Origin of the sequence: Nitrincola tapanii, assembly GCF_008368715.1 — a bacterium.
Classification (GTDB): Bacteria; Pseudomonadota; Gammaproteobacteria; order Pseudomonadales; family Balneatricaceae; genus Nitrincola; species Nitrincola tapanii.
In genome coordinates, this window is sequence record NZ_SMRS01000003.1 from 112691 (window position 1) to 136643 (window position 23953).

At 50.7% G+C, this 23953-nt stretch carries 19 protein-coding genes; 15 read left to right on the forward strand and 4 right to left on the reverse strand.

Features of this window, described 5'->3' with window-relative positions; translation table 11 throughout:
* Positions 1–2 precede the first annotated feature (2 nt).
* The 7 genes from E1H14_RS04910 to murB all read left to right on the forward strand — a co-directional run bounded on the left by E1H14_RS04910 (position 3) and on the right by murB (position 6392).
* Complete coding sequence (locus tag E1H14_RS04910) at positions 3–2246, forward strand: DNA internalization-related competence protein ComEC/Rec2 (RefSeq protein WP_149390345.1); 2244 nt, start codon at positions 3–5, stop codon at positions 2244–2246.
* Between the two features lie 66 nt (positions 2247–2312).
* Positions 2313–2933 (forward strand): MotA/TolQ/ExbB proton channel family protein, encoded by a 621-nt coding sequence (locus E1H14_RS04915; protein ID WP_149390346.1) that lies wholly within the window; start codon positions 2313–2315, stop codon positions 2931–2933.
* A 12-nt stretch (positions 2934–2945) separates the two neighbouring features.
* Positions 2946–3380 carry an ExbD/TolR family protein gene (locus E1H14_RS04920; RefSeq protein ID WP_149390347.1) on the forward strand — a complete coding sequence of 145 codons (435 nt, stop codon included), beginning with the start codon at positions 2946–2948 and terminating at the stop codon, positions 3378–3380.
* A 10-nt stretch (positions 3381–3390) separates the two neighbouring features.
* Positions 3391–4416, forward strand: a complete 1026-nt coding sequence (gene lpxK, locus E1H14_RS04925; RefSeq protein ID WP_149390348.1) for a tetraacyldisaccharide 4'-kinase — start codon at positions 3391–3393, stop codon at positions 4414–4416.
* A complete protein-coding gene (locus tag E1H14_RS04930) occupies positions 4406–4594 on the forward strand; it encodes a Trm112 family protein (protein WP_149390349.1) in 189 nt (62 codons plus the stop codon). Before lpxK ends, E1H14_RS04930 begins: the two co-directional genes overlap by 11 nt.
* A 2-nt stretch (positions 4595–4596) precedes the next feature.
* Complete coding sequence (gene kdsB / locus E1H14_RS04935; RefSeq protein WP_200834038.1) at positions 4597–5370, forward strand: 3-deoxy-manno-octulosonate cytidylyltransferase; 774 nt, start codon at positions 4597–4599, stop codon at positions 5368–5370.
* Complete coding sequence (gene murB, locus E1H14_RS04940; protein ID WP_149390351.1) at positions 5367–6392, forward strand: UDP-N-acetylmuramate dehydrogenase; 1026 nt, start codon at positions 5367–5369, stop codon at positions 6390–6392. Before kdsB ends, murB begins: the two co-directional genes overlap by 4 nt.
* Before the next feature lie 122 nt (positions 6393–6514).
* Here the strand turns inward: murB and rne are convergent, their stop codons facing one another.
* Positions 6515–9514, reverse strand: a complete 3000-nt coding sequence (rne, locus tag E1H14_RS04945; protein ID WP_235017385.1) for a ribonuclease E — start codon at positions 9512–9514, stop codon at positions 6515–6517.
* A gap of 503 nt (positions 9515–10017) precedes the next feature.
* Between rne and rluC the strand changes: the two genes are divergently transcribed.
* Positions 10018–11001, forward strand: coding sequence for a 23S rRNA pseudouridine(955/2504/2580) synthase RluC (gene rluC / locus E1H14_RS04950; RefSeq protein WP_149390352.1), 984 nt, complete (start codon positions 10018–10020; stop codon positions 10999–11001).
* 84 nt (positions 11002–11085) lie between these two features.
* On the forward strand, positions 11086–11700 hold the full coding sequence (gene miaE / locus E1H14_RS04955) for a tRNA-(ms[2]io[6]A)-hydroxylase (protein WP_235017386.1): 615 nt from the start codon (positions 11086–11088) through the stop codon (positions 11698–11700).
* Here the strand turns inward: miaE and E1H14_RS04960 are convergent.
* From E1H14_RS04960 to E1H14_RS04970, 3 genes are all read right to left on the reverse strand, one after another.
* Positions 11679–12470 carry a UDP-2,3-diacylglucosamine diphosphatase gene (locus E1H14_RS04960; protein WP_149390353.1) on the reverse strand — a complete coding sequence of 264 codons (792 nt, stop codon included), beginning with the start codon at positions 12468–12470 and terminating at the stop codon, positions 11679–11681. The two genes, miaE and E1H14_RS04960, sit on opposite strands and share 22 nt — an antisense overlap.
* A gap of 8 nt (positions 12471–12478) precedes the next feature.
* Complete coding sequence (locus tag E1H14_RS04965) at positions 12479–12982, reverse strand: peptidylprolyl isomerase (protein ID WP_149390354.1); 504 nt, start codon at positions 12980–12982, stop codon at positions 12479–12481.
* A gap of 86 nt (positions 12983–13068) precedes the next feature.
* Positions 13069–14538, reverse strand: coding sequence for a BaiN/RdsA family NAD(P)/FAD-dependent oxidoreductase (locus E1H14_RS04970; protein ID WP_235017387.1), 1470 nt, complete (start codon positions 14536–14538; stop codon positions 13069–13071).
* Between the two features lie 57 nt (positions 14539–14595).
* Here E1H14_RS04970 and E1H14_RS04975 point away from each other — a divergent pair, with 57 nt between their 5' ends.
* The 6 genes from E1H14_RS04975 to E1H14_RS05000 all read left to right on the forward strand — a co-directional run bounded on the left by E1H14_RS04975 (position 14596) and on the right by E1H14_RS05000 (position 23892).
* Entirely contained in the window at positions 14596–16758 is a 2163-nt protein-coding gene (locus E1H14_RS04975; RefSeq protein ID WP_149390355.1) for an EAL domain-containing protein, read from the forward strand.
* 141 nt (positions 16759–16899) lie between these two features.
* The gene (locus E1H14_RS04980) at positions 16900–18576 is read left to right on the forward strand and encodes a glutamine--tRNA ligase/YqeY domain fusion protein (RefSeq protein WP_149390356.1); all 1677 of its coding nucleotides are present in this window, start codon (positions 16900–16902) and stop codon (positions 18574–18576) included.
* A gap of 165 nt (positions 18577–18741) precedes the next feature.
* Positions 18742–19536, forward strand: coding sequence for a hypothetical protein (locus tag E1H14_RS04985; protein WP_149390357.1), 795 nt, complete (start codon positions 18742–18744; stop codon positions 19534–19536).
* A gap of 95 nt (positions 19537–19631) precedes the next feature.
* Positions 19632–21020, forward strand: coding sequence for a cysteine--tRNA ligase (cysS, locus tag E1H14_RS04990; protein WP_149390358.1), 1389 nt, complete (start codon positions 19632–19634; stop codon positions 21018–21020).
* Between the two features lie 294 nt (positions 21021–21314).
* Positions 21315–21509, forward strand: a complete 195-nt coding sequence (gene hemP / locus E1H14_RS04995) for a hemin uptake protein HemP (protein ID WP_235017388.1) — start codon at positions 21315–21317, stop codon at positions 21507–21509.
* Positions 21510–21675: 166 nt separating this feature from the next.
* Positions 21676–23892, forward strand: a complete 2217-nt coding sequence (locus E1H14_RS05000) for a TonB-dependent receptor domain-containing protein (RefSeq protein WP_149390359.1) — start codon at positions 21676–21678, stop codon at positions 23890–23892.
* Positions 23893–23953: the final 61 nt, after the last annotated feature.

Consider the following 23953-nt stretch of genomic DNA (forward strand, 5'->3'; position numbering starts at 1 on the left):
GGATGATCTTCTACCTTTTGGGTATAAGCGTTTTGGCGTTTATTCCAAATTTCTATGCGCTCTTCTATCTACTTCCCTTAGCGGGAGCTGCGTATTGGCGCTGTGGGCGCAAACCTCTTGTTTGCTTTGCCTTGGGTGTGCTTTGGGCCTTACTTTGGGCGCAGTGGCAATTGCAGTTTAGATTATCGAGTCAAGCTGAAGTTCCCTCGATGCGTATCAGCGGTTGGGTTGAAACCTTACCCGAGCCGACTTGGCGAGGGCAGAGATTTCTTTTCAAAATAGATCAGGTCGAGGCAGCACAGCCCGCTTTACCTTCTTTGCGGCGTATTCAGGTGAGTCTCGATGCGGCTCAAGGTAGGGTCTTCGCAGGCGATCATCTCGAGCTCCGGTTACGTCTGCGTTCAACGCGCGATCTACGTAATCCTTATGCGCGTGATCTGGAAAGGGAGCGTCTGGCACAGGGGATCGATGCTTTAGGTTGGGTGGAAAGCATCGAGCAACAGGTCTCTGGGGATCGGTTCTGGCCCGCATTGCGCCAAGAGCTGTTGAATCAACTCCAGCAGCGATTTAGCAATACACCTGCAGCGCAGCTGTTACCTGCGATCATCTTGGGTGAGCGTGGTGAGTTTGATCCCGCGCTCCGCAATCTGTTGCAGCAAACGGGGACGGCTCATCTCTGGGTCGTCAGTGGTTTGCATATCAGTTTGGCTGTGGCCGTCGGTTGGGGGCTGGGGCGAGTATTTGCGGTCCTATTTTGGATCGCTCCGACGTGGCGGCACGCGAGTCGTTATCTACCACCGATCTGTGCTTTGCTCATGGCGTCCATCTATGCCGCCTTATCAGGCTGGGGCATTCCTGTGCAACGCGCCTGGATGATGGCCGCTGTCTTTTTGCTGGCACAGCTGACCTGGATGCCCATCTCTGCTTGGCGGCGTTGGCGTTGGGCGTTAGGCCTGGTGGTGACACTGCAGCCCTTGGCGATATTGCAGGCCGGTTTTTGGCTTTCCTTTAGCATTGTGGCCTTATTGATTTGGATCCTACAAACACGTCAGCCACTCGGTACCACTTGGTTTAAACAGCTTTGGTTGAGTCAGTGGGGAATTTTCTGGGTGATGTTGCCTTTGGGTGTTTTCTGGTTTCAGCAACTCAACTTACTGGCTCCGTGGGTCAATCTTTGGGCCGTCCCATTATTTTCGATTTGGATGATGAGTTTGCCGTTTTGGCTCTTGGCCGTTTTTATCGAAGTGCCTTATGCGCAGAGCTCACTGGTTGCGGTGATTGAGGGTTTTTGGACTCTGTTGGACTGGAGTCTGGAGGTTTTTTCAGGCCTTTCCTGGTCCGTGAAAAAACCGACCTACTGGGCGCTATTTAGCCTCAGTGCCACCATCGTCTATTTTTTACTGCCCTTGCCACGGCGTTGGTGTCTTCTGCCGCTGTTCATCATGCTGATGTTGCTGTTTCAGCCCGCAGGCTTGCCCAAATATGGACACTTCTCGGTCTGGATTTTGGATGCCGGGCAGGGATTAGCGGTGCTCGTGAGAACCCGGGATGAGGTGCTGCTCTATGATACAGGGCCAGGTTATTATCCGAGTGGTAGTGCCTTTGCAAAAGTGGTGTGGCCGATTTTGCAGGCACAAAATATTCAGAACCTAGATCGTTTGGTCATCAGCCATCGTGACCTGGATCATTCCGGCGGTTTGCTTGATTTGCGTCAGAGACTCACCTATCAGCTAGCCGATTCGGGCAGTCTGACGCTACTCGAAGAGGGGTTTCGTGACTGTCATCAACTGCCCGCTTGGCAAAGCGCGGGTGTGGCATTTCGCTATCTCTCCACGGCACCCAGCGCCACCGAGAGTGAGAATGATCGTTCCTGTATCTTGGAAATCCGCAATCAAGCTTGTGCTTTGCTCTTAACAGGTGATATCACGCATGCCATTGAGTATGACCTGATCCGCAGCCGGACACTGCAGCCGGTGACTTGGTTGGTGGCGGCTCATCATGGCAGTAAAACATCCTCCTCGCCTGCTTTCATTCGTGCCTTATCTCCTGAGTGGGCATTTTTTACGGCTGGATTCCGTAACCGTTATGGGCATCCTGCACCCAGTGTCGTGCAGAGTTTTAGCGATCAGGGTGTTCAGATGATGAACACAGCAGAGGTGGGCGCAATTGCTTTAAGTGCCAGCCAAAACGACTGTCGAGTTGATGCTGAACGTCTTAAACATCGCCGCTATTGGACTTGGCGCTAAAGCAGATGCTACTTATCGATATCGGCCTATGCTAGAGTTGTCGCGTGCAAAAAGGAGGTATAAGCGGTGTTTGAGTTGATTCGTTCTGGCGGCTGGTTAATGATCCCGATTCTGGCCTGTTCGGTTGCAGCGCTCGCGATCTGTTTAGAGCGTCTATGGTTTTTACGCTCTAGTCGTATTTTGCCGGAAGGGTTGCTGGCAGAGGTTTGGGAGTTAATTCGTAGCGGTGAAATGACACCTGAGCGTTTGCGCAGTATTCGAGAGGGTAGTCCGCTGGGGGCGCTGATCGTGGCCGGTTTGAATAACTCACGTCATGGTCGAGAAATCATGAAGGAAAGTATTCAAGAGGCGGCCGCTCCCGTCGTTCATGAAATGGAGCGCTATCTAAACTCACTCGGAACCATCGCCGCTATTACGCCTCTGCTCGGTTTGTTGGGTACAGTAATTGGTATGATTCGTGTTTTCTCAGCGATCATGTTGCAAGGAACGGGTAATGCGAATGTTCTGGCGGGCGGTATTTCTGAGGCATTGATCACCACCGCAGCCGGTCTTGCCATCGCGATTCCGACATTGGTGATGCATCGTTATCTGCAGCGTCGTGTGGACAGTCTTGTCCTGGTCATGGAGCAAGAAGCGGTGCGCTTGGTTGAAGTGGTGCATGGCGAGCGTGATGTTAATTTCAGCTAAAAGGGGGTGTCTGTGAAGTTTCCCCGTAGCCAGCGCGAAGAGCTCAGTGTCAATCTCACGCCTTTAATTGATGTGGTGTTCTTGCTGTTGATCTTTTTCATGATCACCACCACCTTCACGCGTGAAACACAGTTACAAGTGACCCTGCCGGAAGCAGACAGTGCCGAAGCTGCCGAGTCGGTGCAGCAACGCATCGATGTTACGGTGAGTGCGGATGGTGTCTATAGTGTCAATGATCAGGTTCTCATCAATACTCAAGCGCTGACCCTGCGCCGTGCAGTGGAAAAAATTGCGGGTGATTCACGCGAGTTGCCGTTCATCATTACCGCAGATGCGATGGCTCCCCACCAAGCGGTCGTGACGGCGATGGATGTGGCGGGCCAATTGGGATTTAGCCGCTTGAGTATCACTACGCAGCAGCAAGCTGAGTTTGAAGCCAATCCATGAGTGCGCTGTGATGAGTGGTATTGAGTCCGCCTGGTATCAAAAATCAACTTGGTTAAAGTGCCTGCGACCCTTGTCTAGTCTTTATCAAAGCATCGTGGTTCGGCGCCGCCGTACTTGGTTGGCACATCCTGAGCGGCGTTGGCAGGCCCCTGTGCCGGTGGTATTGGTCGGTAATATTACGCTTGGAGGCACGGGAAAAACGCCTGTAGTCTTGGCTTTGATCGATTTTTTGCGTCAGCAAGGCTGGCGGCCGGGCGTGATATCACGGGGTTATAAAGCCAAACCACCGCATTTTCCTTTCCGTGTGCAGCCCGACTCACGTCCTGAGGCGTCTGGAGACGAGCCCTTATTAATCGTACAAACGACCCAGGTGCCCTTAGTCATCGATCCGGATCGTCCGGCTGCAGCACGCCACCTTTTGGCTGAGGCCGAAGTGGATATTTTGATCAGTGATGATGGCATGCAACATTATGCCTTGGATCGCGATATTGAAATCGCAGTGATTGATGGGCAGCGCGGTTTGGGAAATGCACGTTGTCTGCCGGAGGGGCCTTTACGTGAGCCGGCTGAGCGCTTGAAGAGCGTTGATTTCTGTTTGATTAATGGCGTTTCTGCTGATCCTTGGCCAGGCAGTTTTACCCTACAGCTCAAGCCCTCTGCGTTTTATCACCTGCAAACAGGCGCGCGCGTCGAGCTGGCGCATTGGTGCCAACACTATGGGCGTGGGCCTTTGCTAGCCTTAGCTGGAATCGGTAACCCCGAGCGTTTTTTTCAAACGCTGAAGGCTTTAGGCTTGGCGTTTCAGACCCGTATTTTTGCAGATCATCATCCCTTTCAAGCCGACGATCTGCAGCGTGAGAAAGAGATGACTTTAGTGATGACGGCAAAAGATGCGATTAAGTGTCGAGAGTTTGCCGACCCCAATGTTTGGTATCTGGCTGTGGAAGCGGAGTTGCCTGACGAATTTTTAAGTGCGCTGAATGCGCGTTTGTCTTCATTACCTTCTTTAGCGAAAGGAAAAGAATATGGATCCTAAACTGCTTGATATTTTGGTCTGTCCTGTCTCAAAAGCTCCCTTGGAGTGGAATCGAGATGCCAATGAATTGATTTGTCGCAGCAGTGGTTTGGCTTATCCGATTCGTGATGACATTCCTGTGTTATTGGAATCTGAGGCGCGTACCTTAACCAGCGAAGAGCGTTTGAAAGAAAAATGAGTATGGCATTTTCCGTTGTCATTCCAGCACGTTATGCATCCAGCCGTTTCCCAGGTAAACCGCTTGCCGATTTGGCCGGTAAACCTATGTTGCAGCATGTGTATGAACGTGCCTGCTTGAGTGATGCTCAGCGTATCATCATTGCCACAGACGATGAGCGTATCGCTCAGGTTGCCCGTGATTTTGGTGCTGAGGTGTGTATGACGCGTGCAGAGCATCCGTCTGGCACCGATCGTTTGCAGGAAGTAGTTAAGCAGTTGGGATTTTATGCGGATGATATCGTGGTTAATGTTCAGGGCGATGAGCCTTTGATCCCACCACGTATTATCAATCAAGTCGCGCATAACCTGATGGCGGTTCCTGAGGCCGGTATTGCGACCCTCTCGGAACCGATCGAAGAGATAGAGGCTTTATTGAATCCTAATGTGGTGAAAGTGGTGTCGGATCGTCAGGGGATGGCGCTGTATTTTAGTCGTGCCGCGATTCCTTGGCCGCGTGATGCGTTTGCTCAGCACGGGCAAACACAGATGCCACAGGGATTTAACTGGCAGCGTCATATTGGGCTGTATGCTTATCGTGTGCGTTTGTTAAACGAGTTTGTGACCTGGGCCCCCGCTGCGGTTGAAGAGACTGAATGCTTAGAGCAATTACGTGCCTTGTGGAATGGTGTGCGTATTCATGTCGCGCAGGCCGATGAGATCCCTCCCGCAGGTGTGGATACCCCTGAAGATTTACAAAGAGTGGCCGCTTGGCTGGCGCAGGAAGCACACGGGTGAGTTTGTCTATTCAGGAAGGGGTCGATCTGAGTGCGCTGAATACGTTGGGCTTTGCGGCTCAGGCTGAACGTTTTGTGCGTGTCGACAAAGTCGAAGAGCTGCCGCAGCTGCACTCTTATCTTCAGGCGCATCCACAACCTGTCCTGCTGTTAGGCGGTGGCAGTAACCTGGTGTTAGGCGAGCATATTCCGGGCTTGGTTGTGCAGATGGCCATTCAGGGCTGGGAGTTGTTGTCTGAAGCAGAAGACGAGATCATTCAGCTACGAGTGATGGCGGGTGAGTCTTGGCATAGCAGTGTAGAAAAAAGTCTTCAGCAAGGACTTTATGGCCTGGAGAATTTAGCCTTAATACCGGGCACGGTCGGTGCGGCACCGATTCAAAATATAGGCGCTTATGGGGTTGAGCTTAAGGATCGGGTGCATAGTATTCAAGCGTTTGATCGCGACACCGGTGACTGGTGTGATCTTACCCCTGCGGACTGTGCCTTTGCATATCGCGAGAGTCGCTTTAAATCCCTTGAACCTGGGCGTTACTGGATCTGGGCAGTGACCTTTACGCTTTCGCGTCGTCCCTGTGTGGATCTCAGTTATCAGGCGCTCGCGCAGGCTTGCGGCTCTCAGTCTCCAACCCCTTGGCAGGTATTTGAAGCCGTGTGTCGATTAAGGCGCGCTAAACTTCCGGATCCTAAGGTGTTGGGCAATGTCGGCAGCTTTTTCAAAAACCCTCTCGTCTCAGCCAGTCAATATGAGCGGTTGCTTAGGCAGTTTCCCGATTTAGTGGCTTATGCAGAACCTAGTGGTGGATATAAGCTGGCCGCGGGCTGGTTGATCGATGCCTGTGGTTGGAAGGGGAAAAGGCGTGAGCAGGTAGGTGTGCATACAGAGCAGGCCTTGGTCTTGGTGCATTATGGACAGGCGCGGCGTGAGGAGTTGTTGGCGCTCGCTGCGGAGATACAAAAGGATGTGTTGATGCGTTTTGGTGTTGAGTTGGAGCAGGAGCCGCTTAACTATCCAGCCTACTAAAACCAAATCCAGCTTGCTAAAACTCAACATATCCGCCTAAAAAATAAACCCTGGTGACCGTGAGGTGACCAGGGTTTATTTGTCTAAGACCGAGCCAAAATTGGCTAGGTCTATTATACCGCTTAAGCTTGATTGGAGTCGCTTAAGCGGGCCTGCTGCCGACGCTTCTCACGAGGATCATTGGCGGCACGGCGCTTAGGGCGAGCTTCCGTGTTTTCTTCTGCCATCATCGGTTCAGCCTCTTGGGCTTGGACTTCAGCAACCACTTCCTGTGGCGATTCCAGTGCCAGCTCAGACTGAGCTTGTGTGGTCTGAGGCGTGCGAACTTCCGTGTGCTCTTGATTGCGATCATCCGATTCTTGATCAGCGTCTTTATCAATGCTTGCAGCATCAGTCTGAACCAGCTCAGACGCGCTGCTAGGCTCCTGCTCAATCACAACCTCAGCCTGAGCGGCAGTGTCCTGATCAGCTGTTGCCCGCATCGGTGTGGACGGTAGGCTTTCTGCCGTGCTGTCCACAGTGGATTCTGCGCTCAGCTCCAGCTCCTCTTGAGCGGGAGCTTGGCTGCTGTTGATCTCGGGTTCAACGGCTTCCTCAGCTTCGACTGCAGCCGTGGCGTTTGTTTGCGCGGCAGCGGATTGAGTTTCAGTGCTAGGCGCTGTTGTTTCGATATCCGTTAATGAGGTAGGTGCCTCGGGGAGATCGATCTCAGTATCGCGAACGGCTGTATCCAGCGGCTGGCTTTCAGTTATTACCTGCTCAGGCAGAGTGGAAGCGGCTCCAGGCAGCGTTTGCGCGGCTGGAGTTTGCTCCACGGCAACGGTGATTTCTGCCTCTATCTCTTCTGCAGTCGTCGTGCTGAGCGACTGATTCTCTTCAGCCTTGGCTTCACTGATGGGTGCCAGGCTGCGTGCGGCTACACGTTCTTGGCCCCGGCGACGGCGGCCCCGACCACGCGACTCACGCGGTTCTTGGTCGTTATTTTGTGGGCTGGTTTCCAGTTCAGTGGCATCGGTCGTTTCAGTTGCGGGCAGATCCTGAGAGGCTTCCTGACCGGGTTTTTCCTGGCGGCGGCGATCATTGTTACGGCGACGACGACGTGAGCGACCGTTGTTTTCATCCTCGCCCGCTGTAGCAGCGATTTTTTCGCCGATCGGTGGGAGGCTGGTCTCAGGCTCGATCGTGATAATCTCATCTTCGCGCTCATCACGCACTTCACGAGAATCACGGCGACGATCACGACGCTGTTGTGGGCGTCGCCGCTCACCCCCTCGCTCCTGGCGCGGTTTGCGTTGTTTGTCCTCGCCGCGTGTTTCGGGAGCCGTAGGCGCTGCCGGGCTTGGATTCACCGGAGTTTCAGGGCCTGCAAACAGCGTACGCAGTGTTGAAATGACGCGGCTAGCCAAGGATGGAGTTGGCTGTTTAAAAGGCGCCGGGGTGCGTGTTTGAGACGCAGTAGGTGTTGGGTGGGCAGGCTGAGCGGGCGTAGGCTCTTCGGCTTGAGCTGTGATGGCGCGAGCTGGTGGAGCGATGCTCTTTATCGCCGCTTCTTCACGCTTGACGGGCTTGCTGCGACCATTTTCTGGGTTAGGCTGCTGTGGCTCAGGTTGAGTGGGCAGGTTATAGCTCAAATTGTCAGTGGTGGTGACTGTGTGGTCATCACGTAAACGAACCACTTCATAGTGCGGCGTTTCCATATTTGGATTCGGCACAATCACAACACGCACGCCATTGCGTTGCTCGATGGCATGTACTTCAGCACGTTTTTCGTTGAGCAAGAAGGTGGCTACGCTGACCGGCAGAATGGCACGTATCTGCGCGGTACGGTCTTTGCCAGACTCCTCTTCGATCAAACGCATAATCGACAAAGCCAGTGAACCGGTATCGCGGATAATACCCGTACCGTTACAGCGTGGGCAGACGCTGCCACGCGTTTCACTTAAAGAAGGACGCAGGCGTTGACGTGACATTTCCAGTAGGCCAAAACGTGAAATACGGCCCATCTGTACGCGTGCGCGGTCAATTTTCAGGGCATCACGCAGGCGATTTTCAACTTCACGCTGATGTTTAATCGGCGTCATGTCGATAAAGTCGATGACAATGAGGCCGCCAATATCACGCAAACGTAGCTGACGCGCAATTTCATCGGCGGCTTCAAGGTTGGTATTTAAAGCGGTTTCTTCGATATCCCCGCCACGTGTTGCGCGTGCTGAGTTGATGTCGATAGAAACCAGAGCCTCTGTCGGATCAATCACAATCGACCCACCCGAAGGCAGTTGGACTTCGCGTTCAAAAGCGGTTTCGATTTGGCTTTCAATCTGGAAGCGATTGAAGAGCGGGGTGGCTTCTTTATAGAGTTTGACGCGATTTTCGTAGGTCGGTACCACTTGACGCACGAAGGTCAGGGCTTGCTCATAGACTTGTGGGTTGTCGATCAGCACTTCACCTATGTCGGCGCGAAGATAGTCACGAATGGCGCGAATGACGACACCGCTTTCTTGGTAAACCAAGAAAGGAGCTGGACGGGCGCTGACGGATTGAATCGCTTCCCAGAGCGTGGTCAGATAATCTAAATCCCACTGCAACTCTTCACTGCTGCGCCCAATCCCCGCAGTTCGAATAATGACACCCATGTTCTCGGGAACATTCACTCCCGACAGGGCTTCTTTTAATTGAGTACGATCATCGCCTTCAATACGGCGTGAGATGCCTCCAGCGCGTGGATTGTTCGGCATGAGTACCAGGTAACGACCCGCCAGGCTGATAAAGGTGGTGAGGGCAGCACCCTTGTTTCCACGCTCTTCTTTATCGACCTGTACAAAGACTTCAGTACCTTCTTTGACCACTTCGCGGATATTAGGGCGTTGGCCACGCTCAGGCGATTTGGCGAAGTACTCACGGGAAATTTCTTTCAGTGGTAAGAAGCCATGACGCTCAGCGCCATAATCAACAAAGGCCGCTTCCAGGCTGGGTTCAACCCGAGTGATGCGACCTTTATAAATGTTGGCTTTTTTCTGTTCACGGCTGTCAGATTCCATGTCCAGGTCAAATAGACGCTGGCCATCAACTAACGCGACGCGCACCTCTTCAGATTGGGTGGCGTTGATGAGCATTCTTTTCATTGTGTTGTGTTCTCAAAAACACAACGCATAGACCCCCGCAATGCCTAAGCATCGGGTAACCAGTGTCCAGTCTTCTGATCAGTTGCTGCGATCGGCAAACAACTGCTCATCCGCTGTAGAACAGCGGTGATCTCTATCGGCGGTGAAGGAAACGCTAACCAATTTGCTTATTTTGGATGCCTTGTGTCTACGATCTAAACACTACCGTAGTTTCTGGGTTAGCGTGCATCTTCACCTCCAACCGGACCTTCGCGCTTAGGCGAGGGAGGTGAAAGCGTTGTGCAAAATTCGTGTTAATAAAGGGTGAAACCTAAGAAAACGATTTCACACTGACTGCCGGCGGGCGAAGACAAGGTGCGGATAGTGGACGCACACAGCGTACGCCTTGCGTACTGGAGTCGCTTGGCTTGATTTGAAATTTACTAAAGCCAATTGCCGACAGCAGCGCTAGAATATAGCAGCAAAGGGTTTTTGCATCAATCAGCCACTTAGAAAACATCATTATGTCCGATAGTCAACAAGACTCACGTCCACAAGTCAGGTTACTCAGTATCGATGCTGAAAGTGCCGGCCAGCGCATCGACAACTTCTTACGTACACAATTAAAAGGTGTTCCTAAAACGCTGATTTATAGAGTTTTAAGAAAAGGCGAAGTGCGCGTTAATAAAAAACGAATTAAGCCTGAATATAAATTGCAGCTCGGTGATGAGGTGCGTGTGCCGCCGTTACGTGTCAGTGAAGCAGAAGTGGCAGCACCGGTGAGTCGAAGTCTCACCGAGCATCTACAGCAAGCGATCCTATATGAAACAGATGCACTTTTAATTATCAATAAACCTTCAGGTTTGGCTGTGCATGGCGGCAGTGGCATCAATCTTGGATTAATTGAAGCCTTGCGTCAGATGCGTCCCGAGGCACGTTTTCTTGAACTGGTGCACCGTTTGGATCGGGATACCTCTGGCTGCATTATGGTGGCTAAAAAGCGCAGTATGCTGCGCTATCTGCATGAGGCTTTGAGAGAAAAGCGGGTACGCAAAATTTATCATGCCTTGGTGCTGGGGCGTTGGGCGAATCGCCAGCAGCGTGTTGAGGCGCCCTTGTTGCGTAATGAATTGAAATCAGGTGAGCGGATCGTCCGTGTGGATGCAGAAGGTAAGGCCTCCATTACCGAGTTTAAAGTCTTGCGCCGCTTCGGTGATCTGGCCACTTTGGTTGAGGCCAGTCCTCTAACGGGAAGGACGCATCAGATCCGTGTGCATGCTCAATTTGTTGGTCATCCCATTATTGGGGATGAAAAGTATGCCCCGGATGAAGGGTTGAAAAAAATGCGTGCTTTAGCGCTGAAGCGTCTAATGCTGCATGCGGCTGAGTTGCGGCTTGTGCTCCCGGATGGCGAAAAGTTGCAGGTGCAGGCGGAGTATGATGCTGAGATGGCCCTGGCTGTGCAGACCTTGGTACAGGAGACGGCCGACAAAACTTCGGTTTCTTGATTAATGCTACGTCTTAACATTAACTAATAGCTCGCTGATTTACATAGATTTATTTTTTGATTTGATTGGAGATGAGTGCTGAAAATGATGCAAACACCCCTGCAGGAAATTGAAGCGTTTTTACCCTGTCCGACCCCGGATGCTTGGATTCATGCGGCGGCACAACCCGAGCATCTTGAGTTGTTGCTAACAGACCATGCGCATTGTGAAAAAAAAGCGGCATCCACCGCGATGACACTGATGTTTCGTTATGTAGATCGCGCTGATCTCTTAAATAAGATGTCGCGTTTAGCACGAGAAGAGTTGATCCACTTTGAACAAGTGCTGGCGATTATGGAGGCGAGGGGTATGCAGTATGGGCATCTGACCCCTTCTCGTTATGCTCATGGGTTACGCCAGTATGTGCGTACATCGGAGCCTGGGCGTTTAGTGGATGTGCTGATTATAGGGGCGTTTATAGAAGCGCGTTCATGTGAGCGCTTTGCGCGTTTAGCGCCGCATTTGGATGAGGTGTTAGCAAAGTTTTATCGTTCACTTCTACGCTCAGAGGCTCGGCATTATCAGGACTATCTCTCTTTGGCGGAGAGTTATGCTGGTGAGCCGATCACTGAACGTATTGCGTTTTTCCGTGAGGTTGAGCGTGAGTTAATTGAAACGCCAGATAGTGAATTTCGTTTTCACAGTGGTGTTCCTGTCTGATGCTGGGCGCCTGGCTGCAAACAGGTGAGATCAAAAGAGATCAGTTTTAATCCTGAGGGATTGGCTTCAAGATACCAGCCCAGTTTATCCCAATCCCCTAACACCCAGCGCTCTGCCTGAGAGCCGTCTTGCTGTTCTAATAGGTGATGCGCGGGGCGATGGGTGTGGCCGTGAATCATGCGATCCACTTGGGCTGTTGTCAAAGCCTTTAATACTGCGCTCAGCTCGACATCCATAATGGCTTCCGCTTTGTATTGGCTTTGAGCCTGGCTTTCACTGCGTAATTGTTCTGCTAGGGCGCGGCGCTCGTTAATCGGGCGCTGCAAAAAAGCATTTTGCCAAGCCGGTTGGCGAACTTGTTGGCGGAAAGTTTGGTAGGCGAGGTCTTGAGTACACAGCTGATCGCCGTGCAGAAGCAAACTGAGTTGACCATCGGGGAAAGGCCAAAGGCAGAGTTCAGGTAAGGGTTGGATGGCGGATTGTGCTAACCAGTCTGAGCCGATTAAAAAATCACGGTTTCCGGCTTGGAAGAAAATTTTCGTACCTGAATCAGCAAGCTCTCGGCAGGCTAAAGAAACTTCATCGGCGGGAGGCAGTGGCGCGTCATCCCCAATCCAATATTCGAAAAAATCGCCTAGGATCAGGAGCTGGTCGGCGCCACGAGCCTTATGCTGCAGAAACCACAAAAAAGCTTGAGTGATATCGGGGCGACCCGGCTGTAAATGAAGATCGGAGATCAACAACAACCGGGTAGGCAGCAAGTCTGACATCGATCGGCTTACTCGGCTTCAGCGATCACTTCAGCGCGTTCGATGATTACATCTTCAGCCGGAACGTCTTGATGGCCGGCGCGTGATGTGGTTTTAACTTTTTTAATGGCGTTGACCACATCCAGGCCTTCAGTCACTTTACCGAAAACAGCGTAACCCCAGCCTTCCATGGTCTTGGCGCTGTGATCTAAGAAGGTATTATCGGAAACATTGATGAAGAATTGCGCTGAAGCGGAGTGTGGATCCATGGTGCGAGCCATCGCAATGGTACCTGCCAAGTTGGAGAGGCCGTTGTCCGCTTCATTTTCGATGCTGGTGCGTGTCTTTTTCTGAACCATGCCTGGCTCAAAACCTCCACCCTGAATCATGAAGCCATCAATCACACGATGAAAAATGACACCATCATAAAAACCCTCTTTGACGTACTGCTCAAAGTTTTCAGCAGTTTTCGGGGCTTTTTTATAATCCAGTTCAAGAGTGATGCGGCCATGGTTAGTGTGGAGTACGATCATCGGTATCTATCCTGATTGATTAAGCAAGGGCCGTATTATACTCAAGTCGATGAGGTCTGCATCAAATTCGTGTGTTGGGTGTTTTCTTAAGTCGTCGTTAAGCTTGGTTGATCTTCTGAAGAGGCAAGGTAGTCGAGCATCCCTTGTGCGGCCCAACGACCCGTCGCAAAGCAGGCTGTCAGCAGATAACCTCCGGTGGGGGCTTCCCAATCCAGCATTTCTCCGGCACAAAAAACGCCCGGGCAGCGTTTTAACATCAATTGCGGATTGAGTTCACTAAAGCATAAACCGCCGGCTGTGCTGATGGCCTCATCGATCGGTCGGGTTGCCAGAATGCGCACCGGGTAGTGCTTGAGTGTGTGGATCAACTCGGTGGGATTGTCGAGCTGTTCGGGTCTCAGGCGCTCGCGTAACAGATCGATCTGTAGGCGTGATAGGCCGCAGTTTTGTAAATGTTTAGATAGAGAGCGCTTGCCGCGCGGGCGGCTCAGGCGTGCCATCCAGTCATCTGGGGTTCGATCGGGGGTTAAGTCTAAATGAATTGGCATCTCGCCCTGAGCCTCTAAGCCTCGGCGTAGTGGGGTCGAGGCGGCATAAATTAGACTGCCTTCGAGCCCTGACTCGGTCAGCATCAATTCTCCTCGCTTCTGCCAAAGATGGCCGTCGGCGGTGTGAAAACTCAAGCAGATGTTTTTTAAAGGGGTGCCGGCATGGCGCAAGATGAACTCACTCCATTGGTATTCAAATCCACCGTTACAAGGGCGCAGCGTTGAGATCTTGCAGCCTAGATGTTTAAGCCAATCCACCCAGGCGCCATCCGACCCTAGCTTGGCCCAGCTGCCACCCCCTAAGGCAAGCAGGGTGGTTTGCGCTTGATAGGTGCGAGATCCATCTGGGGTCAAAAAATGCAGGCAGTGTGTGTTTAAGTCTTTGCCTAACCAGCGATGCCGTGTATGGACGACCAAGCCTAATTGTTTTAAGCGTGATAACCAGGCGCGTAGTAAGGGTGCGGCTTTCATCTCTGTAGGAAAGATGCGCCCTGAGCTGCCGATAAACGTCTCAATGCCTAATGCTTGCGTCCAGGCACGTATGTCATCGGCCGTAAATGTTTTCAGCATCGGCGCTAGGGTATCGCTCTGCTCATAAAAGCGTTTTTGGAAGCTGTGCGCGTCTTCGGAATGTGTGAGGTTGAGCCCTCCGCGCCCCGCCATTAAGAATTTGCGCCCGAGGGTTGGCATGGCGTCAAAGAGATGAACTTGGCGACCCGCTTCGAGCAAGACCTCCGCAGCCATTAAGCCTGCGGGGCCACCTCCGATAATCGCCACTTCGATCCTTTCTGGCCGAGCAGAGGTCGTGGGGGTAGGCGAGTCATCGGTAGGGGGGAGCGTGTGTTGTGGATTCATAAGGCTGATCGGGCTGATTAACGACAGAAAAATAAGTTTACCAGAGGCGGGGGAGGATGTCGGCTGCAGATAAAAAAGACTGTGCAGCAAAAGACTTAGGCGTACAAGCTGTGCCTCAACTTTCGCCAAAATGGGGTCTGGAGTATACTTCACTCATTGATGCGCTTGCGGACCTTAGCGCTTAATTGACGATCGGGAAGAGGGGGTGGAATGACGGCAGTTCGTTTGCTGATTTTAGATGCAGAAGCACGTACGGGCAAAGAACTCCTACAAATGGCAGGGCTGCCCAGTATGGAGTTGCGCACCGCAACAGATGTAAGTAGCTTCTTTGATCTTTTATCGGCATGGCAGCCTGACCATCTTCTCATTGATGTGACCCTAGCAGGTGTCGACGGTGTTGAGCTGTTGTTGCGTCTGGCTGATCTGGAGGTTGATGCCCGTATTTTGTTGATGGGCAATATCAGTCAACGCTTATTAGAAGCTGTACGTCTTTCAGGGATGGCGCATGGATTGCAGGTCATCGGGGTGCTCACTCGGCCGATCTCTCCAAAATCCCTGCGCTCTTTGATGTTGGCCGAGGTGACTGAAACGCATCAGGCGGTGGGTTTGGCGACACCTTCGCCTTTAGCCTTGCCTGAAGTCAGTGTGTTGGATTTGCAAACGGCGCTGGCGCAGCGACAGTTGAGCGTGGTTTATCAGCCTAAAATTGAGTGTCGCAGTGGTGCACTGGTCGGATTTGAAGTCTTGGCGCGTTGGATCCATCCGCAGCAGGGTTTTATTCCACCAGACCTGTTTATCAGCCTGGCCGAAAAACAGGGTCTGATTGATGAGCTGACGCTGCAGGTTATGTCGCAGGCTTTACCTTGGTTTCATACTTTTCTCAGTCAAGAGTCCTTGTCATATCTGAGCTTGGGGCATCGTGCTGAGCTGACACTCTCGGTAAATATCTCTGCGCACTCCTTACCCAGTGCTGATTTCTTTCCTAAATTAATGGAGCTGTGCCAAAGCGCTGAGATCTCGCCGGGTGCGATCATCTTTGAGTTAACAGAAACTGGGGCAATGGAAGATCCAGTAGCCTCCTTGGATCTGCTGACACGCTTGCGCATGAAGGGTTTTCAGTTATCTATAGATGACTTTGGCACGGGTTTCTCTTCCATGCTGCAACTGGTGCGCATGCCCTTTTCGGAAGTCAAAGTGGATCGTTCTTTTGTGATGACTTCGGCGGACTCGCATGAATCACGTATGGTGATTAAAGCGATTATCGAGTTGGCACACAGTTTGGGTTTGAAGGTCACCGCAGAGGGGATCGAGAATCAGGAAGCTTTAGAGTTTCTTCAGGAACTGAATTGTGATCGCGCACAGGGATATTATATTGGTCGGCCTATGTCGGCTGAGCAGATCGAGCGTTGGATGCAAGAGCGTATCCAGCGCCGCGAAGAGCAACGCTTACAAACACTGCACTCACTGAATCTTCTGGATACTCCGGCAGAGGATCGCTTTGATCGTATTACACGTCTAGCGCAGCGCCTGTTTAAAGTGACCACCTGTGTGATTTCACTGGTGGATGCCGAGCGCCAATGGTTTAAGTCACGTGTTGGCCTAGACGTATGTGAAACCGATCGTTCCATCTCGTTTTGCACCCATGCGATTGAGCAAGAAGAGGTGTTTCTAGTCGAAAATGCCTTGGAAGATCCAAGATTTGCGCATAATCCCTTGGTGCTTGAAGCACCTCATATTCGCTTTTATGCGGGCTGTCCAGTACGCGCCCCACGAGGTGACAAATTAGGTACTCTGTGCCTAATCGATGCGGAAGCCCGTACCTTTAGTGAGCAGGATAAACAACTACTGAGTGAATTAACGGCAATGGTCGAGGATGAAATCGCGACCAGTCAGATGCTCTCAGAAGATCACCTCACTGGATTATTGAATCGGCGTGGGTTTGAGCAAAGAGCCCAGCATCTTTTGTCGGTTTGTCAGCAACAGTCTTTGCCCGCAAGTTTGCTCTATTTTGATCTAGATAATTTCAAGCGCATTAATGACGAAGCTGGGCACCAAGCCGGTGATCAGGTGCTGATCCGTTTTGCCGCGATTTTAAAAGAGGTTTTTCGTGGATCGGATCTGGTGGCGCGCCTGGGAGGGGATGAGTTTGCGGTACTCCTGATCAAAGTGAGCGAAGCCTCACTTGAACCGGTTCTGCTGCGGTTAAGCGAACTGATACAGGATCACAATCAAGCTTCTTCGCCTCTGCAGAGCTTGTATTACAGCTGCGGTATCGCTGAAGCGGATATCTACAAAGGCTACAGCTTACAAAAGCTCTATAACCTGGCGGATCAAAAAATGTATCGCAACAAGCATCTTAAGAAACTCACCTAGTTCAGATTTTTCGATAGGCTTGAGCTTAGACTCTTTTCCCTGAATCCCGTGATTTCCTGACTTAAGAATGGTTATAATCCGCGGTTAATTCGGATGCGGGTCGGAATCCGCCTGTCACTTCAGCCAGCATAAGTTGCCTATATGTCCAAAAACGAAACGGTTAAGCCTACGAACTTTATACATCAGATTATTGAGCAGGACTTGCAGGAACAACGTCATGATCGGGTCGTGACACGTTTTCCGCCTGAACCGAACGGTTATCTGCATATTGGCCATGCGAAATCCATCTGTCTGAACTTCGGGACCGCTGTCAAATATGCCGGGGAGTGTAACCTGCGTTTTGATGACACCAACCCTGAAAAAGAAAGCCAAGAGTATATCGACTCAATTATCGAAGATGTACGCTGGTTAGGTTTTGAATGGGCGGGAGAGGTGCGCTACACATCGGATTACTTCCAGCAGTTGTATGATTGGGCGGTCCATCTCATTCAGCAAGGTTTGGCTTATGTGGATCATCTCAGCGCCGAAGAGATGCGACAGTATCGAGGCACGCTGACCGAGCCTGGCAAAAACAGCCCTTACCGTGAGCGCAGTGTTGAAGAAAACCTAGCCCTGTTTGAGCAGATGAAATCAGGTGACTTACCCGAAGGCAGCTGCTCACTGCGTGCCAAAATTGATATGGCTGCGGCGAATATTAATCTGCGTGATCCGGTGATCTACCGCATTCGTCATGCGCATCATCATCAGACGGGCAATGATTGGTGTATCTATCCCTCCTATGATTTCGCGCATGGCCAGTCCGATGCCATCGAAGGGGTCACGCACTCGATTTGCACCTTGGAGTTTGAAGATCATCGCCCACTGTATGAGTGGTTAATTCAAAACCTGCCTGTTCCCTGTGTGCCTAAGCAGTATGAGTTCTCTCGTTTAGAGCTGAATTACACCGTAACCAGTAAGCGCAAACTCAAACAGTTGGTAGATGAACAGCATGTGTCTGGCTGGAATGATCCACGCATGCCGACGATTTCTGGCCTGCGTCGTCGCGGTTACACGCCGGCAGCGATACGTCAGTTCTGTGACATGATTGGCGTGACACGTTCTAATGGCGTGGTGGATGTGGCCATGCTAGAAGCCGCGATTCGTGAAGATCTTGATGCGAACTCGCCCCGTGCTATGTGTGTGCTGCGCCCACTGAAAATCACTCTAACCAATTACGTGGAAGGGGAGGAGGAGTGGTTTGAGTTACCGGCACATCCTAAAGATGACAGTTTGGGAAGTCGCCGAGTGTCCTTTGGTCGCCATATTTTGATTGAACAAGAAGATTTTGAAGAGGTGGCGCCGAAAAAATGGAAGCGTCTGGCTACCGGTGAAGCCGTGCGCCTAAGGGGTGCCTATGTTATTCGTTGTGAGGAAGTGATCAAAAACGCAGAGGGTGAAGTTGTTGAGCTGCTTTGCACCTACGACCCTGCCACTAAGGGCGCTAATCCAGAAGGTTATAAGGCAAACGGTGTCATTCATTGGGTGAATGCTGAGCGTTCCTTACCCTGTGAGGTGCGGTTATATGACCGTCTTTTCTCAGTGGCAGATCCTGAAGCGGATAAAACACGCACCTTCTTGGATTACTTGAACCCCGAATCTTTAGTGACCTTGACCGAAGCTCGTGCTGAGCCGGGTTTGGCTGCGGTGGCGGCAGGAGACAAGTTCCAATTTGAGCGTATGGGCTATTTCTGTGTCGACAGCGATTCTCGTCCTGAGCGTTTGGTGTTTAATCGTACCGTAACACTGCGTGACTCTTGGGCGAAGATTCAAGGTCAATAAGCTTTGGGTTTGCCAATTGCCTTCAAAACACTTAGCCACAGCTGTGTAGCAAGCATCTGCCTGTTGTTGGTCGCTTGCGGAGAGAGGTCGGTACCGACCTCTCCTCTCTCCGCGCAATCCTCCTACGTCATCCCCTCAGTATTGACTGCGCAAGTGCGCCATGCTTTGCCTGGTGATCTTGCTGAAAGCTCGGGTCTTGCGGCATATCAGGGGCGCTTTTGGACCCATAATGACAGTGGCCATAGCGCTCATCTTTATGAAATCTCCGCCCAAGGAGAGGTGTTGCGCCAGGTGCACCCACTGAAATCGGTGAATATCGATTGGGAAGATCTCGCTCAGGACGAGCAGCATCTTTATATTGCTGATTGTGGTAATAATTTGGGTGATCGTGAATGGTTGCAAATCTATCGAGTGGCCTGGGCAGATCTAGAACGGACACGGCATCAAGGTGTGGTGCCAAGCACTCAATTGGATCTGCGTATGGCGGATCGGCAAACAGAGGTGAGACGTCATCGCCATGATCAAGACTGTGAGGCGCTGGCCGTTGTCGGGGATGAACTCTGGTTGTTTAGTAAGAATTGGTCTAATCAGCACACACGCTTGTATCGCTTTAATAAAACACAGATGACCCAGTCTCGTTCGGCAGAGGCTGAGTATCCGGTGCAGGGTCTGATTACCGCAGCGGATTATGATGCGGAAAGTGGCCTTCTAGCGCTGTTGGGGTATCAAATCTATGGATTGAGTGTGGAATCTTTTGTTTGGTTGTTACCTCTTAAGCTTGGTCAGTTGCCGGATTGGCAGCAGGCTAGACGGTTTAAGATTGATCCCCCCGGGCAGTGGGAAGCGGTTCTTTGGCAAGAAGATGCTTTGATCATCACCCGTGAGCGTAGCCTATTAGGACGTGCCGAAATTGCGCGTTTGCCGATTCCATTCAAACAGCATTTGATCAAAGCAGATTAAAGGCCGTCACTTCAACGCCGAAATACAGTATACTTTCGCGCTTATTTTTTGATTTTGCTGAAATTGTTTTCCACTCAATTTTGAAGAGTTATCGCATGCTGCAGATATACAACACCCTGAGCCGTCGCAAAGAAGTCTTTACTCCGCTGAATGAAGGTAAGATTGGCATGTATGTCTGTGGTGTGACGGTGTATGACTATTGTCATATTGGGCATGCGCGCGTCATGGTGGCCTTTGATGTCATCAGCCGTTTTCTACGCTGGCGCGGATGGGAGCTGAATTATGTCCGTAACGTCACGGATGTGGATGATAAGATTATTCGCCGTGCTGCTGAAAATGGTGAAACGCCCGCAGCACTGACCGAGCGTATGATTGCTGCGATGCATGAGGATGAACGTGCTCTGAATGTGTTGCCGCCGGATCATGAGCCGAAGGTAACTGGGAGCATGCCGGAAATCTTGGAGTTTATCCAAGACTTGTTGGATAAAGAATATGCTTATCTGGCGAGTAATGGTGATGTGTATTACCGCGTCGAAAAATTTGTCGGTTATGGCAAGCTGAGTGGTCAGCAAATTGAAGAGTTGCGCTCAGGTGCACGCATCGAAGTTGATGAAGTCAAAGAGAGTCCATTAGATTTTGTGCTGTGGAAAGCCGCAAAGCCTGGCGAAGTCAGTTGGTCAGCACCTTGGGGAGAAGGGCGGCCAGGTTGGCACATTGAGTGTTCGGCCATGTCACGTTGCTGCATCGGACACACACTGGATATTCACGGTGGCGGGCCTGATCTGCCTTTCCCGCATCATGAAAATGAGATAGCACAATCCGAAGCAGCTAACGGTTGTACCTATGCGAACTACTGGATGCACGCTGGACCGGTCCGCGTGAACCAGGAAAAGATGTCTAAATCTTTGAATAACTTTTTTACGATTCGTGATGTACTGAACGAGTACAACCCAGAAGTCGTGCGTTATTTTCTAACCAGTGCCCATTACCGGAGTTATATTGATTACTCAGAATCCAGCCTCAAAGAGGCGCGAAGCGCGTTAGAGCGTTTTTACCAAGCCTTGCAGGGTGTCGTTCTGCTGGACGAATGGCCAGAAATGGAGTTTGAGGCGCGCTTTATTGAAGCCATGGAGGATGATTTTAATACACCTAAAGCACTGGCGGTGCTGTTTGATTTGGTGAGTGAGTTAAATCAAGCCAAGCGTACGCCGGGTTTGCGTACTCAACAGCTCGCGTCTGAATTAAAGCGCTTAGCCGGTTTAATTGGCCTGTTACAGCAAGACCCTGATGCTTTCCTAAAGGGAGCTGATAAAGAGGGAGCAATCACTCATCAAGAGATTGAGGCTCTAATCCAGGCGCGTAACACTGCGCGTGCGAATAAAGATTTTGCTGGAGCGGATCAAATTCGGCAGCAACTGCTTGAGCAAGGCGTGGTGCTAAAAGATAGCCGAGAGGGTACCCAGTGGTATCGAGAGGAAGCCTAGGCTTCCTTTTTTTTGCTTAAAAAAATACCGCAGGATAGGGGACCTATCACTGCGGCTTAAGTGCTTAGAGCCCGTAAACAAATCGCTTTGCTCTTGGGTTCAACCTGTCAATGAATGCTTAATGTAATGCAAACTATTATCGTTCACAATAGTTTTTTTCTAAATTCCCGATACGTTTCTTTACAGCTCCAAGCTGTTGACCGCTCATGTACAAATCTTACAAAAGATGAAGTTTCCGCTTGACTCTTAATTAATATTAACGATAATAGTTCGCATTATTGTTAAGGAGGCGTTATGGGTGACTCACTTATGCCTGAAAAAGCAGGAGCTGTACTGGAGCAAGGATCTCCTTCTTCCGTCGCTACACAAGCGCCGCGTATCAAGAGCGAGATCTTGCTTTCAAATCTGGGCCGTTTGGAAATTGAGCATGAAAATGAAATTTACCGATTATCGAGAACTAAAAGCGGGAAATTAATTTTAACCAAATAGGTTGTATGATTTTTTGGGCTCCTGACCTGGAGCTGTACTTAATTTAATCCTATAAGTCTTTAGCCAGCCGCCTAACTAGGGTTAACCTAGCTAGGGTCAGCCAGCCAAAGCAAAACCTCTCTATTCTAGAGGTATTGCTCGACGTCTGATCTGACAGGAGTGGCGAATGTCCCCGTTACGTGTAAAGTTGCTGGTCACAGCAATAGCCTCTATTTCTACCCTCACCTATGCCGAAGATGCAACACGACTAAATCATCTTGTCGTGAGTGCTTCAGGTTTTGAGCAAAAAATTACTGATGCACCTGCGAGTATCTCTGTTGTGACACGTGAAGAGCTGGAGAAGAAAAACTTTTCTAATTTAGCTGAAGCGCTTCGTGATGTTGAGGGGGTGGATGTACTAGGCAATACGGGTAAAACGGGTGGGCTAAACATCAGTATTCGTGGTATGCCTTCCAATTATACGCTGATTTTGATTGATGGCCGCCGCCAGGGAGCCGCCGGTAATATCACGCCAAATGGTTTTGGTGAGATGTCGACCAGTTTTATTCCGCCTGTCAGTGCTATTGAGCGTATTGAAGTCATTCGAGGCCCTATGTCAACACTCTATGGCTCTGATGCCATCGGTGGTGTTGTGAATATTATTACCCGCAAGGTCGGCAATGAGTGGGCCGGCTCCTTGACCCAGGAGTTCACCTTCCAGGAAGAAAGCGAGTTTGGTGATAGCCGCAAAACTAGCTTTTATGCAAGTGGACCTCTAATAGAAGACCGTCTGGGACTAACGCTACGAGGCAGCTATTTTGATCGTGATGAGTATAACCTTACGGCGCAGGGTGTAGGTGGGCAGCAAATCAAACTTGACGCTCGTGGGCAGAGCAAGGTGGAAGCGGAAATTTACACCTTTGGTGGTCGGTTGGACCTGCTGGCACATGAAAATCATGATCTATGGTTTGATTTTGATATCTCCAAGCAGACTTATGACAACGGAACTCCCGATAACCGCAAGTTGAGTAACAACGACACCGCTACTAACTGGCGTGGTTATGATGATGAATTGCGCCATGATCGTGAGCAGTTTGCAATTGGGCATATCAGTCGGGTCGGTGAGGGTACCTGGGAATCGAGTTGGATGCGTAATCAGACTGAAACCATTGGTCGAACTATTCCAGGTAACCCGAATAATCCGACCAATACCGGTATTCCCGGTAAAAATGTCAAGGACCCTCGTGAGTTGGAATCCACCAATCTAATTTTTGACACTAAGTACATGCAGCCCTTAGGTGATCGCCACTTCTTTACAGTGGGCGGCCAGTACTGGAAAGCTGAGATGATCGATGGTGTTGCGCCGAACAAATTTAAACAGGATGATTGGTCGCTGTTTGCCGAGAATGAGTGGTCTGTTACCGATGACCTGATGCTAACACTTGGCGCACGTTACAATCATAACGAATTCTTTGGCAGTCATATTACACCGCGCGCCTATGCGGTTTATAGGCTAGATAACCACTGGACGCTGAAAGGTGGTGTGAGTACGGGTTATAAAACACCTAATGTCGATGCGCTATATAATGGCATTAATGGTATTACAGCACAGGGCGCGACCGCGACTGTGGGCAACCCTGGTCTTGATCCGGAAAAAAGCATTAACGGTGAATTAGGCGTCTACTATCAACAGGATAATGGTTTCAGTGCTAATGCGACGCTGTTCCAGAGTCGTATAAAAGACCGGTTTAGCAGCACGACCCGTTATAACTGTAATTATGATGGCAGTGGCTCCGATCCGATCCAGAACCCTGCGCCAAGTGATTGTTATAATCTGAGCGGCTTTGCTGGGCAGTCAACGGTTGGCTGGACAGAAAACCTGAATAAAGCCCGCTCAGAGGGGATAGAGCTGGCGGCTAGAATTCCACTGGCACCTGACTGGAATCTGTCAGTTAACTACACCTATACCGAAACCGAAATTGAAGATCAAACCGGCCAGGTGGTGGGAGAGCTGAGTGATACGCCACGTCATCTTGCGAATGCGCGTTTGAGCTGGCAGGCAACACCTCAGGCAAACCTCTGGCTGAATGCTAGCTATCGTGGTGAAAGCCGTCGTTTTGATACTGCACCAAGCGCTGGGCAAAACAAGGCATTGTATGATGCCGTCGGTGACATTAAAGGTTATGGATTGCTTGATTTAGGGGGTAGCTATCAGCTAACACGTAATCTGCGTCTGAGCGGTACGCTTGAAAACCTGTTAAACAAGGATTTTAGAGCCTATAAGGCTTATGAGTATAACGGCGATACCTATTACGCCAGTGAATACAGTCATCAAACACAGTCAACCAAAGGAGCCGTTTTAGATGGACGTCGTTTGTGGTTATCCGCAAACTTAAGCTTCTGATTTAAACCTTTTCAACATTCTTCATCCATTGCCGTTGTGGTTTTTCTTCAGCGGCTTTTTT